This is a genomic window from Streptomyces sp. Tu 2975 (assembly GCF_009832925.1).
In the GTDB taxonomy this organism is placed as follows: domain Bacteria; phylum Actinomycetota; class Actinomycetes; order Streptomycetales; family Streptomycetaceae; genus Streptomyces.
Map to the genome: position 1 here is coordinate 6,095,337 of NZ_CP047140.1, position 13,350 is coordinate 6,108,686.

Below are 13,350 nucleotides of genomic sequence, written 5' to 3' on the forward strand. Positions count from 1 at the left end.
CCGGCGGACCTTTTCAGAGCGCCTGCGCGGCGGGCTTGACCATGCCCCGCACGGTGCGCGACTTCACGAAGTCGCCCATGGCGGTCATCTCCCACTCTCCGGAGAACTGCTTGATCAGCTTGGCCATCATCACGCCCGTCTGCGGCTCCGCGCCGGTCAGGTCGAAGCGGACGAGCTCCTCGCCGGTCGCGGCGTCGATCAGCCGGCAGTAGGCCTTCGCGACCTCGGTGAACTTCTGGCCGGAGAAGGAGTTGACCGTGAAGACGAGGCCCGTCGCGTCGGCGGGCAGCCGGCCGAGATCCACGACGATGACCTCGTCGTCGCCCGCGCCCTCACCGGTCAAGTTGTCGCCGGAGTGCTTGATCGAGCCGCCGAGGATGGAGAGCTTGCCGAAGTAGCAGCTGTCCAGGTGGTTGCGGTTCGGGCCGTAGGCGATGACGGAGGCGTCGAGGTCGATGTCCTTGCCGCGGAACGCCGGCTCCCAGCCGAGGCCCATCTTGACCTGGGAAAGTAGCGGACGGCCGCCCTTGACCAGGGACACCGTCTGGTTCTTCTGCAGGCTGACCCGGCCCTTGTCCAGGTTGATCTTGCCGGTGGAGGCCGCGGGCGCGGCCGGCGGGGCGGCGGGCGGCGGCGGGGTCGCGGCGACCCGCGGGTCGGCGGGCGGGGCAGCGGTGACGGGCGGGGCGGTCACCTGAGGGGCGGCCGGGGCGGCCGCGGGCTCCTCGTCGACCGAGACGCCGAAGTCCGTGGCGATGCCCGCCAGGCCGTTCGCATAGCCCTGGCCGACCGCGCGGGCCTTCCAGACGCCGCCGCGCAGATAGATCTCGACGACCACCAGCGCGGTCTCCGCGCCGAGCTGCGGCGGGGTGAAGGTCGCGAGGGCGCTGCCGTCGTCGGCGTTGCGGATGGTCGCGGTGGGCTCGACGCCCTGGAAGGTCTGGCCCGCCGCGTCCGGGCTCGCCGTGACGACGATCTTCTCGATGCCGGGCGGTACGGCCGTGGTGTCGACCACGATCGCGTCGGGCGCGGTGCCGCCGCCGGAGCGGTAGCTCACGCCCGGGCCCTGGGGCTGGTTGTAGAAGATGAAGTCGTCGTCGGAGCGCACCTTGCCGTCGGCGGTGAGCAGCAGGCCCGATACGTCGAGCCGCACCGGAGCGGCGACGTCCACCGCCACGCGCGCGGCGGTCAGGGGGATGTTCGAGCCGGGGGTCATAGCTGTCATGACTGGGGTAACGAGTGAGTCCGCTTTACCGTTCCCTTACCTTGTCACCTGTTACGGGGATGATTTCTTGCCACGCGCTCATTGCCGAACTTGTAGGCGCCGGTCCACCGCGCCATGACCATCTGCGCGTCCCCCGAGCCCACCTCCGCCAGGAACTTCTCCGCGCGCGTGCCGCGCAGGGTCCCTGCCGCGCGGCCGCGATGGCTGATGGTGACCGTGTCGTCACCGAGCTGCGTGTACGTGAATCCGAAGGGTCTGGCCATGGACGCCATCGTGGCGGAACGCGGCCCGCGCGGCATGCGGATTTCCCCGGGCGTCAGTACGGCCACCGCGGCGGGTCGGTGGTGAAGTGGCCGCCCAGGTGTGCGTGGTCCGGGTTGTCCGGGTCGAGTTCCCCGTACTCGGCGACGAGCTTCTCCGCGTACTGCTCCGAGTCGTCCTGCGGTTCGTAGCCGAGCGCCCGGGCGCTCGTCAGGTCCCACCACAGGCGGGTGTTGGCGGAAGATCCGTGGACGATGGAATGGCCGACGTTCTCGGCGGTGAGGGCCGCGTGGAAGAGGCGGGCGCCGTCGCCGGGGCTCATCCAGACGGAGAGCATCCGTACGGACGTCGGTTCCATGAAGCAGGAGCCGATGCGCACGGACACGGTCTCCAGGCCGTGCAGGTCCCAGTACAGCTGGGCCAGGTCCTCCCCGAAGCACTTGGACAGACCGTAGAAGGTGTCGGGGCGGTGGCGGGTCTCGACCGGGATCAGCGCCTCGGGAGGGAAGGGGGCGTCACCCTCGGGGCGCGGGACGAAGCCGATCGCATGGTTGCTGGAGGCGAAGACGATCCGCTTCACGCCTTCCTCGCGCGCGGCCTCGTAGAGGTTGTACGTGCCCTCGATGTTGGCCCGGAGGATCTTGTCGAACGACGCTTCGAGGGAGATGCCCGCGAGATGGATGATCGCGTCGACACCCCGTACGGCCTCACGCACGGCGGCCTTGTCGGCGAGGTCCGCGGTGATCGCGTCCGGCTCGCCCTCGATGGGGGTGACGTCGAACAGGCGGAGCTCGTAGCCGTACGCGGGCAGCAGGCCGCGCATCAGGGTGCCGAGTCCGCCGGCTGCGCCGGTGAGCAGGACGGTACGGGCAGCGGGCATGGGCGGATCTCCTTGAGTGCGCTCAAGTGTATGGATGATATTCACATGCGTGGACACGCTAGGGAGTGACCCTGACTGCGTCAAGTGTCGCGCGGAGTGGGCGATTCTGTGCCTGGAATGCAGGTCCCTGTCTTGACCGGCGCGAGGGGCTGCCATAGCGTGGATGGCGTTCAGAAATATGGACGTCGATCAGAATTGTGCACGGGCTCGGAGCCCGGAGCACGGCCCAGGGAGCGCCCGTGACCTCAGATCCGCTCGCAGCCCGGCTCACCCGGGTCAAGGGACCGCTGTTCTTCCCCGTCACCGCGTACGGACCGGACGGCGACCTCGACCTGGAAGCATTCCGCGCGCATGTGAGAAAGGGCGTCGACGCCGGCGCGGCCGCCGTCTTCGCCTGCTGCGGGACGGGGGAGTTCCACGCCCTGACGCCCGAGGAGTTCCGCGACTGCGTCGTGGCGGCCGTCGAGGAGACGGCGGGACGGGTGCCCGTCCTCGCGGGAGCCGGTTACGGCACCGCCCTCGCGGAGCGGTACGCGAAGATCGCCGAGGAGGCGGGCGCGGACGGACTGCTCGCCATGCCGCCCTACCTCGTCGTCGCCGACCAGGCCGGACTTCTGAGGCACTACACCCGGCTGGCCGCCGCGACGACGCTCGACGTCATCGTCTACCAGCGTGACAACGCGATCCTCTCGCCCCGCACCGTGGTCGAACTGGCCGGCGTCGAGAAGATCATCGGACTCAAGGACGGCCACGGCGACCTCGACCTCATGCAGCGGATCGTCAGCGCCGTCCGCCGTGAACTGCCGGAGCGCGACTTCCTCTACTTCAACGGACTGCCCACCGCCGAGCTCACCGGGCCGGCCTACCGCGGCATCGGCATCACCCTGTACTCCTCCGCCGCCTTCGCCTTCGCCCCCGACATCGCACTCGCCTTCTACCGGGCCCTCGAAAGCGGCGACGACAAGACGGTCGACCGCCTGCTCGACGGCTTCTTCGTACCGCTCGTCGAACTGCGCAACGAGGGCCGCGGATACGCCGTGTCGCTCGTGAAGGCGGGCGTGCGGCTCGAAGGTCTGGACGTCGGCGAGGTGCGGCCGCCGCTGACCGAGCCGGCAGACCGGCACGTCAAGGCGCTCGCGTCGCTGATCGAACAGGGCAGGGCGCTGCTGGAGGACGGCGAATGAAGGCCTCCGCGTTCCTGTACCCGTGGGACGTCGTGGGCGCCCCGGACGCCGCCGCCCGTATCGCGGACCTCGGCGTCCGGCAGGTCACCCTCGCCTCCGCCTACCACTCCACACGAGCCCTGACCCCGCGTCACCCCGCCCACCGGATCGTCACCGCCGAACACGCCGCCGTGTACTACCCGCCGGACGAGGACCGCTGGGCGGGGCGCGGCCTTCGTCCGTACACGGCGGGGGAGTGGGCGCCGGGCGACGCCTACGGCGAGGCGGCCGCCGCGCTGGCGGACGCGGGCCTCGACGTCCACACCTGGGTTGTCCTGGCTCACAACTCCCGTCTGGGGAGCGAACATCAGCGGACCTCGGTCGTCAACGCCTACGGTGACCGCTACCCCTGGGCGCCGTGCATCGCACAGCCCGAGGTGCGGGAGTACCTGGTGTCGCTCGCGGCGGAGGCTGCCGTCCGCCCGGGCGCCGGCGGCACCGAGCTGGAGTCCTGCGGCTGGTACGGGGTGTCCCACCTGCACGCCCACGACAAGATCGCGGGCGTCGCCCTGGACGACCCGGCGCAGTACCTGATGTCCCTCTGCTTCTGCCCTGCCTGCCGGGACGGCTACGAGGGTCTGGGCGTGGACCCCGGCCGGCTCGCGAAGTCGGTGCGCGACGCGCTGGAGCCGCTGTGGCGGGGCGGGGCGGCGCAGCCGCTGGATCCGGAAGTGGCTCCGGCCGTGACGGACTTCCGCACCGGCACGGCCCGGACGTTCCAGGAGGCGGCCGTCGCGGCGGTGCGGGCCGCGGCCCCCGCGGGCTTCCAGGTCCTGCTGCACGCCGACCCGGTGGCACACCACTGCGGCGCCAACGCCGGAGTGGACCCCGCCCACATCCTGACGGTCGCCGACGGCGTGGTCGTGCCGTGCACCGGGGGGCCGCGGCTGCTGGGCCCGTTCGCGGAACACGCGACGGACCGTACCGTGCTCGCCGCGAACCTCACCGTGGTGACGGGTATGGGGGGCGCGCCCACCACGCTTGCCGCGGACGCGAAGCGGGCGGCGGACCTCGGCGCGACCGAACTCCGCCTCTACCACGCGGGCCTGGCGTCCGACGCGGACCTGGCGGCGGTCCGCTCGGCGTCGGTGTAGGGGCGAGGCCGCGGAGGGTGGTTCACTGCGGGGTGCCGAGCGGGAGCGGATCCTGCCGCTGGGCCCCGCGGCCGCGTTCGTGACGCAGGGCCAGACCGGTGGCCACCGCGCCGAGTCCTTCCCACAGGCCCACACCGAGGAAGCCCGAGGGGGCGCGTCCGCTGACCACCGCCAGGGTGAAGACGGTGCACGTCAGCAGCCGGAACGGGACCGTCCAGCGGAAGAACGGCTTCCAGTCGGCGAGGGACGCCAGGAAGTAGTAGACGCCCATATTGACCGCGGCCATCGAGGACGCGGTGACGAAGACCAACGTGTGGTCCCCGTCCGCGCGGCGGGAGCCGGATACGGGCTCGAAGCCCATCGTGGCGAGCAGGACATCAGGGGTGACCAGACCGACGACACCCAGCACCGCCGCGAGGACGCCGAAGACCGCCATGGTCCAGCCGGAAGGGGAGTGGGGCAGGCAGCGCACAGGATTCTCCAGGGGCAGCGAACGGATGACGAGGCCCCTGCATACCGCGCGTCCTGCCCCGCCGCCCAGGTTCTTCACGGGCCGGCCCGGCGCCGTCTCACTTCAGCGCCGCCTCCATCATCTTCTGCGCCACCGGGGCCGCCAGCCCGTTGCCGCTGACCTCCGAGCGCTCCGCACCCGAGTCCTCGATCAGCACGGCCACCGCGACCGCCTTACCGGTGCCGGGATCCTTGGCGTACGAGGTGAACCAGGCGTACGGCGTCTTGCTGTTGTTCTCGCCGTGCTGCGCCGTGCCGGTCTTGCCGCCGACCTCCAGGCCAGGGATCCGCGCGTTGGAACCCGTGCCGTCCTCGACGACCGTCACCATCGCGCTGCGCAGCTGCTCCGCCGTCCCGGACGACATGATCCGCTGCGAGGCACCGTCCTCGAAGGACTCAAGGGTGTCACCGTCCGCGGACACCACCTTGGAGACCATATGAGGTGACGCCATGACGCCGTCATTGGCAACGGCCGCCGACACCAGCGACATCTGCAGCGGAGTCGCCGTCACATCGAACTGACCGATGCCGGTCAGCGCGGTCGACGACGCGTTCATCCCGGACGGGTACACGCTCGCCGAGGCCCGTACCGGCACGTCCTGCTTCTCGTCGTTGAAGCCGAACTTCTCCGCCGTCGCGCGCACCTTGTCCTGCCCCAGGTCGACGGCCATCTTGCCGAAGACGTTGTTGCACGAGTACCGCAGCGCGGTCCGGATGGTGGCGTTCTCGCAGGGCGCGGACGGGTTCTCGTTCTCCAGGTCCGTGACCGTGCCGGGCAGCCGGTAGGGGTCCGGGCTGTCGGTCCGCTCGTCGACGGACGCGTACAGGCCGTCGTCCAGCGCGGCCGCCGCGACGACCAGCTTGAACGTCGAACCCGGCGGCAGCGGCTGCCGCAGTGCCCGGTTGACCAGCGGCTTGTCCTCGTCGTCGAGCAGCTTCTGCCAGGCGTCGCCGTCCTGGGTGCCGCTGATCGTCGACGGGTCGTACGACGGGGTGCTGACCATGCCGAGGATCTCCCCGGTCTCCGGGTCCATGGCGACCGCGGCGCCCTTCGTGTCGCCGAGCGCCTCGAAACCGGCCTTCTGCACCGCGGGGTCGACCGTCGTCACCACGTCACCGGGGTCCTGCTGCTTGTCCGTGAGCGTGTCCAGCGGATTCTTCAGCTTGAGGTCGGTCCCGTCGAGGATGCCGGAGTAGATGCCCTCGAGCTGGGTCGCCCCGTACGCCTGCGAGCTGTAGCCGGTGACGGCCGAGTACAGCGCGCCGTCTGTGTAGGAGCGCTTGTACGCGAGATCCCCTCCCTCCGTGCGCTGCGAGCCCGTGACCGCGGAGCCGGCCACGATGATGTCGCCCAGCGGATGCGCGTACTGCGCGATGATGTTCCGCCGGTTCCGGTCGTTGTCCGTGAGGGCCGTCGCCTCGTACCCCTGCACCCAGGTCGCCCGCCCCAGCAGGGCGAGGACCAGCAGCAGAGTGAAGACGGCGGCACGCCTGATCGTCTTGTTCATCCCGTACGAGGGACGAGCGGCCCGGCGCGGTTCGTTCCCGTCCGTCCGTTTTCTCAGGACTTCCTCATCTGCGGCGGGGTGGTCCCGCACCGCCCGGCCGGGGCCGGCGCCGGTCAGCGGGGCGAGATGAATCCCGACTCGTACGCCGCGATCACCGCCTGCGTACGGTCCCGGGCGCCGATCTTGCCCAGGACCGCCGCGACGTGGGTCTTCGTCGTCGCCGGGCCCACCCCCATCCGGCCGGCGATCTCCGCGTTCGTCAGCCCGGTGGCCATCAGCCGCAGCACCTCCGCCTCCCGCCCGGTCAGCCGCGCCGCCCACGGCGGAGCGGTCGCCGCCGGCCGGCGGCCGTACTCGGCGGCGAGCGAGCGCACGGCCGCGGGGAACAGCAGCGAGTCGCTGCGCGCGACCAGCCGGACCGCCTGGACCAGCTCTTCGGCCGCCGCCCGCTTCAGCAGGAACCCGGCCGCCCCGGCGCGCAGCGCGTCGTACACGTACGCATCGTTCTCGAACGTCGTCACGACGACGATCCGCGGCGGCTCGTCCATCGTGGACAGGATCTGCTCGGTGGCGCGGATGCCGTCGATCTCCGGCATCCGCACGTCCATCAGCACCACGTCGGGACGCAGATGCCGCACCACGGACACCGCCTCCGCACCCGTCGCCGCCTCTCCGACGACCTCCAGGTCCGGTTCCGCATCGAGAATCACGCGCAGCGCGGTGCGCACCATCCGTTCGTCGTCGGCGAGGGCGACCCGCACGGTGCTCATCGGCGGCCCGCCAGCGGCAGCCGGGCCGACAGCCGCCAGACGCCGTCGTCCGGCCCGGCCGCCGCCTGTCCGCCGAGCAGCGCGGCCCGTTCGGCGACTCCGCGCAGCCCGCGGCCACCGCCGGGGCGTTGCACCGGGGCCCGCTCGGGCACGGGATTCTCCATGCTGATCTCCAACTCCTCGTCTCCTGCGGTGATCCACAGCGTCACCGGTGAAGTCCCGGCATGGCGAAGGGCGTTGCTCAGCCCCTCCTGGACGATCCGGTACGCCTCGCGGGAGACCGGCGCCGCCACGGCCGTGAGCACGCCCTTCGTATGCAGCGTGACGGCCACACCGCTACGGGACAGCATTCCGTCCAGTGCCGCGAGCGTCGGTCCGCCGAGCCGGCCGTCGCCGTCCCCGTCCTGGCGCAGCAGGCCGAGCACGGCGTCCAGCTCACCCACCGTGCGGCGGGTGGTCTCCTCGATCGAGGCCAGCGCGTCCCGTACGAACTCCACATCGGCGGCCCGGCCGCTGTCCAGCACCTTGCGGGCCGCTCCCGCCTGGAGGGTGACGGCGGACAGCGCGTGGCCCACCGAGTCGTGCAGTTCACGGGCGAGGCGGTTGCGCTCCGCGAGCTCGGTCGCCCGCCGCTCGGCCGCGGCCAGCCGGTCGGCGGGGGTCGGGCCGAGCAGCACCGGCGCCTGCCGGGCCAGCAGCGCCCCGGTGGCCGCGGACACGGCCGCGAGCGCGAGCAGCATCCCGGTTCCGGCGAGCACCAGCAGCACCGACCACCAGGCGTCGTGCGGCACCCGCAGGTAGTCCCGTACCCCCGGGAACACCGGGGAGAGGACCAGTCCTACGGCGAACGGCGGCAGCGCGAGGGACGCCCCGCTGATCAGCGCACCCACCCCGAGGTGCAGGGTGAACCAGCCCGCGGTGCGTACCCGGGCGGCCCGGGTACGTGCCTGTCCGTCCGCGAGCCGCTCGCCGGGAACTCCGCACAGCGTGCGGGCGACGACCACCGACAGCGGCCTGGCCATGGGGAACAGCCCGGCGACAGCGGCGAGCGGCAATGCCACGGCGTACGCGCCGAACTGGAGGGCCAGGGAGCCCGCGAACACGCTCGACGCGTCCGTCAGCGGACCCACGACCACCGTGCCCACCAGCCAGAACGGCATCAACAGCGCGCCGCCGAGCACCAGATGGACCCAGCGCAGCCGGGCCCGGCGGCCGAACAGCGCCCGGCCGGCGGACCGCAGCACCCGGCCCGGTCGGGTCATGCGCCGCGCCTGCGCAGCAGGGAGGCGACGGCGCAGGTGAGCAGCAGACCGGAGATCATCTCCCCAGCGTAGGTGAGCATCAGCAGCGCGGGGGTCTGCTTTCCCTCGTCCGACTCGGGCATGAGCGTGCCCAGGATCATCCAGCCTGCCCAGGCGCCCAGCGCGCTCGCCCCGACCCAGGCCGCGGCCAGCGGCCCGCGCACCGACAGGGCGGGGCGCAGCCGGAAGGCGAGCAGCAGCACACCGGCGACCGCCAGCACCGCGAAGCCGACGCGGACCCCCTCCAGCAGGTAGAAGGACGTGGTGCGTTGCAGCACGCGGTCGGCGGGGAGCGCGGTGGTCCCGCCGGCGGCCCACAGCGCGTGCATGACCGCGGGGAAGAGGGCGAGCAGTGAGCCGGCGACGGCGGTCACCCGCATGAACGTGCCCGTCGCACCGGTCGGCAGCTCCCACACCCTGCCGCGCCACAGATGACCCCAGCGCTTCCCGGCGTACAGCACGAACAGCGTGCCCAGGGCGAGTCCTTGGAGGATGAACCCGCCGTACACGACGCCGAACACCCAGTCGTGCAGGAAGGGTTCCTCGGCGGCGGCCGGCGTCTCGCTGCCGCCGACGGCCGTGCCGGCCAGCTGTACCGGGAACCCGACCATGATCGGCGCGAGCAGCCCGGTGGCGGCCCACATCGGCACCGCCAGCAGCCACGCGGGCACCCGCTGCCCCCACGGCCGGGTGAGCAGCAGCGCCAGCACCACGACGGACGCGTCCATCAGTACGGTGACGCTGTTGGCGACGGCCATCACCAGACGGTGGTCCAGGAGGGCGCTGCCCTCGGGAATGCCGACACGGCTGCCCGCGATCCAGGCGATCTTGAGCCCGAGGTAGGGCAGACAGGCCACGATCGCGACGGCACGCAGCGTGGCCGTGAGGGGGCGGTGTCGCGGGGAGAGGCCGGTCTCGGCCGAGGTCGTTGTCATGCCCCCAACGCTCCCGGACCCGCCCGGTCCTCCACCTCCTGCTCCGTGACGATCCGCCTCCACCGCGCGGGGGAGTGGCGCCGCCGCGAAGGCCTGCCCCGGCCGTGAAGGCTCACGTCAGGGTCAGGACCACCTCGTCCGTCTCCTCGCCCCGCGCATTGGCGAACCCCCGGTCGTGGCCCGTCACCACGAACCCGCACTTGCGCAGCACCCGGACCGAGCCCGCGTTGTCCGCCGCCGCACGCGCGTGCAGCGGCCGGGCCGGTACGACCTCCAGCAGCGCGCTTAGTGCCAGCGTGGCGATGCCCCGCCCCCAGTGCGCGCGGTCGACGACGTAGGTGACCTCCCGCTCCTCCGGCGGCCCGTACACGGCGGTGTGGCCGACCACCTCTCCGTCGGCGAGGATCGTCCGTATCACCGCGTCCGACGCCCTGATCCGCGCCCAGTGGGCGTCGAACGCGGCCCGGTCCGTCGGGTCCTCGCTGGTGAAGGCGGCCATCCGGTTGGACTCCGGGTCGCTCATGTGCCGGAAGAACACCGGGAGATCACCGTCCTGGACCTCACGCAGACTCACCTCCACGGTCAGAGCCTCCGGGTCGCCAGGGTGAGCCGGTCGCGGGCGTCGAACAACGCGTCCTTGATCATCTGCTCGTGCGCCGGCGTGAGCCTCGCGACCGGCACCGAGCAGCTGATCGCGTCGCGCGCGGGGGTGCGGTAAGGGATTGCGATGCCGAAGCAGCGCAGCCCGAGGGTGTTCTCCTCGCGGTCCACGGCGTAGCCCTGCTCGCGGATGAGGTGCAGCTCCTCGATGAGCTTCTCGCGGTCGGTGATGGTGTGCTCGGTCAGCGGGGCGAGCGTCTCCGGCAGCAGCTTGCGCACCTGCTCGTCGCTGTAGGTCGCGAGCAGCGCCTTGCCGAGAGAGGTGGAGTGCGCGGGCAGCCGCCGCCCCACCCGCGTGAAGGGGCGCAGGTAGTGCTGGGACTGCCGGGTCGCCAGATAGACCACGTTCGTCCCGTCGAGGCGCGCGAGGTGGATGGTCTCCGTGGTGTCGTCGGAGAGCCGGTCCAAGGTGGGCCTGGCGGCCGCCACGACCTCGTCGCCGTCGATGTACGACGTCCCGACCAGCAGGGCGCGCACCCCGATGCCGTAGCGCGTGCCCGTCGCGTCCGTCTCCACCCAGCCGAGCTCCACGAGGGTGCGCAGCAGCATGTACAGGCTCGACTTGGGGTAGCCGACGGCTTCCTGGACCGCGGCGAGCGAGTGCATGCCGGGCCGCCCGGCGAAGTATTCGAGCAACTCCACGGTCCGCACTGCGGACTTGACCTGTGCCCCACCGGAATCGGCAACTGACATTGCTGTACGCCCCTTCTTGACCGTGCGGAACGCCCGGAAATAGAGTCCCCAGCATATTCACCACCAGGAACGCTGTTCAGAATACCGAACAAGTCCGGTGGGTGGCAGAGACCGGAAGGAAACCGCCGTGGCAGCAGCACCAGTCTGGAGTGTCGACCCTCGTAGCGGGAAGCGGTGGGAGCGGGTGGGGGTGGAGGCGTCCGCGGGGGTGGTGGACGGTGTGGTGCGGGCTGCGTGGGAGGCGCGGGGTTCGTTGGTGGATCGGGGGGTGCGGGTGGGGTTCTTGCGGGGGGCGGCGGATCTGCTGGAGGAGTCGTCGGCTTCGTTGGTGGAGGTGGCGGACGCGGAGACGGCGTTGGGTGGGGTGCGGTTGCGTGGTGAGTTGGCGCGGACGTGTTATCAGTTGCGGGCGTTTGCGGAGGTGGTGGAGGAGGGGTCGTTCCTGGGGGTGATCATTGATCATCCTGATGCGGGGGCGGTTCCGCCGGTGCCGGATCTGCGGCGGTTCAAGGTGCCGTTGGGTGTGGTGGCGGTGTATGCGGCGTCGAATTTTCCGTTCGCGTTCTCGGTGGCGGGTGGGGACACGGCGAGTGCGTTGGCGGCGGGGTGTCCGGTGGTGGTGAAGGCGCATCCGGATCATCCGGGGTTGTCGGAGCGGGTGGCGGGGGTGTTGCGGCGGGCTGCGGTTCTGTGGGGTCTGCCGGAGGGTGTGGTGGGGTTGGTGCACGGTTTCGAGGCGGGGGTGGCGTTGGTGGCGCATCCGCTGGTGGCGGGGGCGGGGTTCACGGGGTCGGTGCGGGGTGGGCGGGCGTTGTTCGATGCGGCGGCGGGGCGGCCGGTGCCGATTCCGTTCCATGGGGAGTTGGGGTCGCTCAATCCGGTGGTGGTGACGGAGGGGGCTGCTGCGGAGCGGGCGGAGGAGATCGGTGCGGGTCTTGGGGGGTCGATGACGTTGGGGTGGGGCAGTTCTGTGTGAAGCCGGGGTTGGTGCTGGTGCCGGCGTCGGGGGAGGGGGACCGGTTGGTGGAGGCGCTTGCGGGGGTGGTGGCGCAGGCGCCGGTGGGGGTGTTGCTGGACGGGCGGATGCGGGACTCGTTCGTGGCGGGGGTGGCACAGCGGGCGGCGCTGGTGGATGTGGAGTGTCCGGTGGAGCCGGGTGGGGAGGGTGAGCGGGGGGTGCGGGCGGGGTTCATGACCGTGCCGGCGGATCGGCTGACGGGGCCGGGTGCGCATGATGTGCTGTTGGAGGAGTGTTTCGGTCCGGTGACGGTGGTGGTCCGTTACCGGCAGGAGGCTCAGGTGGATGCGGTGCTGGCGCGGGTGCCGGGCAATTTGACCGCGACGGTGCATCTGTCCACGGCGGAGAGTCGTGGTGAGGGCCGGGGTGGTGAGTGGCTGGGCCGGCTGACGCCGCTGGCCGGCCGGGTCCTGGTCAACGGCTGGCCGACCGGTGTCGCGGTGGCCCCGGCCCAGCACCACGGGGGCCCTTATCCGGCGACCACCTCCACCTCCACCTCCGTGGGCGCCACCGCGATCGAGCGCTGGCTCCGCCCGGTCGCCTACCAGAGCACCCCCCAGGCCCTGCTCCCGCCGGAACTGCGTGACGACAACCCGCTCGGACTTCCCCGGCGCGTGAACGGCCGCCTGCAACACTGACCCGCATGGAACTGAAGCTGCCCGACCTCCCCTTTCCCCTACGCGCATACGGGCCCGAGGCGGACTGGTCCTACGACGACGGTGTGCTGACCGCCTGGGCCGGCCCCCGCCAGGACCGTTTCGTCCCGCCGACCGGCCACGCCCTGGAACCGGCCTCCGACGCGCCCCGCCTCCTCGGCGCGCCGGAGGGCGACTTCCAGCTGATCGCCCGCGTCAAGGCCGGCTTCGCCGCGGCCTTCGACGCCGCCGTGCTCTACCTGCACGTCACCGAGCAGGAGTGGGCGAAGCTCTGCCTGGAACTGTCCCCGGACAGGCCGACGGTCTGCACGGTCGTCACCCGCGGCCACTCCGACGACGCCAACTCCTTCGTGGTCGACGGTGACAGCGTCTGGCTGCGCATCAGCCGTACCGGAAAGGCGTTCGCCTTCCACGCCTCCACCGACGGCGAGAAGTGGACCTTCGTCCGCATCTTCACGCTCGGCGACGAGGACCGGGCCGGTGCGGCCCTGGTCGGCTTCATGGCCCAGTCGCCGGTGGGCGAGGGCTGTGTGGTCTCCTTCGACCGCATCGAGTACCGCGACAGCTGGCCGGAAGGGCTGCGGGACGGTTCCTGACGCACGGGAGGCGCCCCACC

At 71.6% G+C, this 13,350-nt stretch carries 13 protein-coding genes and 1 pseudogene; 4 read left to right on the forward strand and 10 right to left on the reverse strand.

All coding sequences use genetic code 11. From position 1 onward, the window contains the following. Positions 1–13: 13 nt before the first annotated feature. From GLX30_RS27030 to GLX30_RS27040, 3 genes are read right to left on the reverse strand one after another with little or no spacing between them, the layout of a single operon-like run. Positions 14–1,225: a TerD family protein gene (locus tag GLX30_RS27030; RefSeq protein WP_159693167.1), complete on the reverse strand. Its 1,212-nt coding sequence runs from the start codon at positions 1,223–1,225 to the stop codon at positions 14–16. Between the two features lie 44 nt (positions 1,226–1,269). Next, positions 1,270–1,488 (reverse strand): hypothetical protein, encoded by a 219-nt coding sequence (locus GLX30_RS27035; protein WP_159693169.1) that lies wholly within the window; start codon positions 1,486–1,488, stop codon positions 1,270–1,272. A gap of 53 nt (positions 1,489–1,541) precedes the next feature. Next, on the reverse strand, positions 1,542–2,366 hold the full coding sequence (locus GLX30_RS27040) for an NAD(P)-dependent oxidoreductase (RefSeq protein ID WP_159693171.1): 825 nt from the start codon (positions 2,364–2,366) through the stop codon (positions 1,542–1,544). A 239-nt stretch (positions 2,367–2,605) separates the two neighbouring features. On the opposite strand from GLX30_RS27040, the gene GLX30_RS27045 reads away from it, so the two are divergent. Continuing rightward, positions 2,606–3,550 carry a 5-dehydro-4-deoxyglucarate dehydratase gene (locus GLX30_RS27045; RefSeq protein WP_159693173.1) on the forward strand — a complete coding sequence of 315 codons (945 nt, stop codon included), beginning with the start codon at positions 2,606–2,608 and terminating at the stop codon, positions 3,548–3,550. Beyond that, complete coding sequence (locus tag GLX30_RS27050; protein ID WP_159693175.1) at positions 3,547–4,683, forward strand: hypothetical protein; 1,137 nt, start codon at positions 3,547–3,549, stop codon at positions 4,681–4,683. The genes GLX30_RS27045 and GLX30_RS27050 overlap by 4 nt, the downstream gene beginning before the upstream one ends. A gap of 22 nt (positions 4,684–4,705) precedes the next feature. Here the strand turns inward: GLX30_RS27050 and GLX30_RS27055 are convergent, their stop codons facing one another. The 7 genes from GLX30_RS27055 to GLX30_RS35485 form a co-directional block, all read right to left on the reverse strand. After that, the gene (locus GLX30_RS27055) at positions 4,706–5,119 is read right to left on the reverse strand and encodes a hypothetical protein (RefSeq protein ID WP_208545604.1); all 414 of its coding nucleotides are present in this window, start codon (positions 5,117–5,119) and stop codon (positions 4,706–4,708) included. 133 nt (positions 5,120–5,252) lie between these two features. Continuing rightward, the gene (locus tag GLX30_RS27060; RefSeq protein ID WP_159693179.1) at positions 5,253–6,701 is read right to left on the reverse strand and encodes a penicillin-binding transpeptidase domain-containing protein; all 1,449 of its coding nucleotides are present in this window, start codon (positions 6,699–6,701) and stop codon (positions 5,253–5,255) included. 113 nt (positions 6,702–6,814) lie between these two features. After that, positions 6,815–7,471, reverse strand: a complete 657-nt coding sequence (locus GLX30_RS27065; protein WP_159693181.1) for a response regulator transcription factor — start codon at positions 7,469–7,471, stop codon at positions 6,815–6,817. Next, complete coding sequence (locus GLX30_RS27070; RefSeq protein ID WP_159693183.1) at positions 7,468–8,733, reverse strand: histidine kinase; 1,266 nt, start codon at positions 8,731–8,733, stop codon at positions 7,468–7,470. The genes GLX30_RS27065 and GLX30_RS27070 overlap by 4 nt, the downstream gene beginning before the upstream one ends. Further along, entirely contained in the window at positions 8,730–9,707 is a 978-nt protein-coding gene (locus GLX30_RS27075; protein ID WP_159693185.1) for a hypothetical protein, read from the reverse strand. Before GLX30_RS27075 ends, GLX30_RS27070 begins: the two co-directional genes overlap by 4 nt. 112 nt (positions 9,708–9,819) lie before the next feature. Further along, complete coding sequence (locus tag GLX30_RS35480) at positions 9,820–10,287, reverse strand: GNAT family N-acetyltransferase (RefSeq protein ID WP_159693187.1); 468 nt, start codon at positions 10,285–10,287, stop codon at positions 9,820–9,822. A gap of 2 nt (positions 10,288–10,289) precedes the next feature. Continuing rightward, the gene (locus GLX30_RS35485) at positions 10,290–11,060 is read right to left on the reverse strand and encodes an IclR family transcriptional regulator (RefSeq protein ID WP_159693189.1); all 771 of its coding nucleotides are present in this window, start codon (positions 11,058–11,060) and stop codon (positions 10,290–10,292) included. A gap of 190 nt (positions 11,061–11,250) precedes the next feature. On the opposite strand from GLX30_RS35485, the pseudogene GLX30_RS27090 reads away from it, so the two are divergent. Together GLX30_RS27090 and GLX30_RS27095 are read left to right on the forward strand one after the other, a co-directional pair. Beyond that, positions 11,251–12,716 (forward strand): annotated as a pseudogene (locus GLX30_RS27090) (aldehyde dehydrogenase (NADP(+))). A gap of 5 nt (positions 12,717–12,721) precedes the next feature. Then, positions 12,722–13,330 carry a DUF1349 domain-containing protein gene (locus GLX30_RS27095; RefSeq protein ID WP_159693191.1) on the forward strand — a complete coding sequence of 203 codons (609 nt, stop codon included), beginning with the start codon at positions 12,722–12,724 and terminating at the stop codon, positions 13,328–13,330. The last annotated feature ends 20 nt before the right edge of the window (positions 13,331–13,350 follow it).

Excerpts from the sequence above, each read along its gene's own strand:
- GLX30_RS27030 (WP_159693167.1), bottom strand. The coding sequence starts at position 1,225 with ATGACAGCTATGACCCCCGGCTCGAACATCCCCCTGACCGCCGCGCGC.
- GLX30_RS27035 (WP_159693169.1), bottom strand. The coding sequence starts at position 1,488 with ATGGCCAGACCCTTCGGATTCACGTACACGCAGCTCGGTGACGACACG.
- GLX30_RS27040 (WP_159693171.1), bottom strand. The coding sequence starts at position 2,366 with ATGCCCGCTGCCCGTACCGTCCTGCTCACCGGCGCAGCCGGCGGACTC.
- GLX30_RS27050 (WP_159693175.1), top strand. The coding sequence starts at position 3,547 with ATGAAGGCCTCCGCGTTCCTGTACCCGTGGGACGTCGTGGGCGCCCCG.
- GLX30_RS27055 (WP_208545604.1), bottom strand. The coding sequence starts at position 5,119 with ATGGCGGTCTTCGGCGTCCTCGCGGCGGTGCTGGGTGTCGTCGGTCTG.
- GLX30_RS27060 (WP_159693179.1), bottom strand. The coding sequence starts at position 6,701 with ATGAACAAGACGATCAGGCGTGCCGCCGTCTTCACTCTGCTGCTGGTC.
- GLX30_RS27065 (WP_159693181.1), bottom strand. The coding sequence starts at position 7,471 with ATGAGCACCGTGCGGGTCGCCCTCGCCGACGACGAACGGATGGTGCGC.
- GLX30_RS27070 (WP_159693183.1), bottom strand. The coding sequence starts at position 8,733 with ATGACCCGACCGGGCCGGGTGCTGCGGTCCGCCGGCCGGGCGCTGTTC.
- GLX30_RS27075 (WP_159693185.1), bottom strand. The coding sequence starts at position 9,707 with ATGACAACGACCTCGGCCGAGACCGGCCTCTCCCCGCGACACCGCCCC.
- GLX30_RS35485 (WP_159693189.1), bottom strand. The coding sequence starts at position 11,060 with ATGTCAGTTGCCGATTCCGGTGGGGCACAGGTCAAGTCCGCAGTGCGG.
- GLX30_RS27095 (WP_159693191.1), top strand. The coding sequence starts at position 12,722 with ATGGAACTGAAGCTGCCCGACCTCCCCTTTCCCCTACGCGCATACGGG.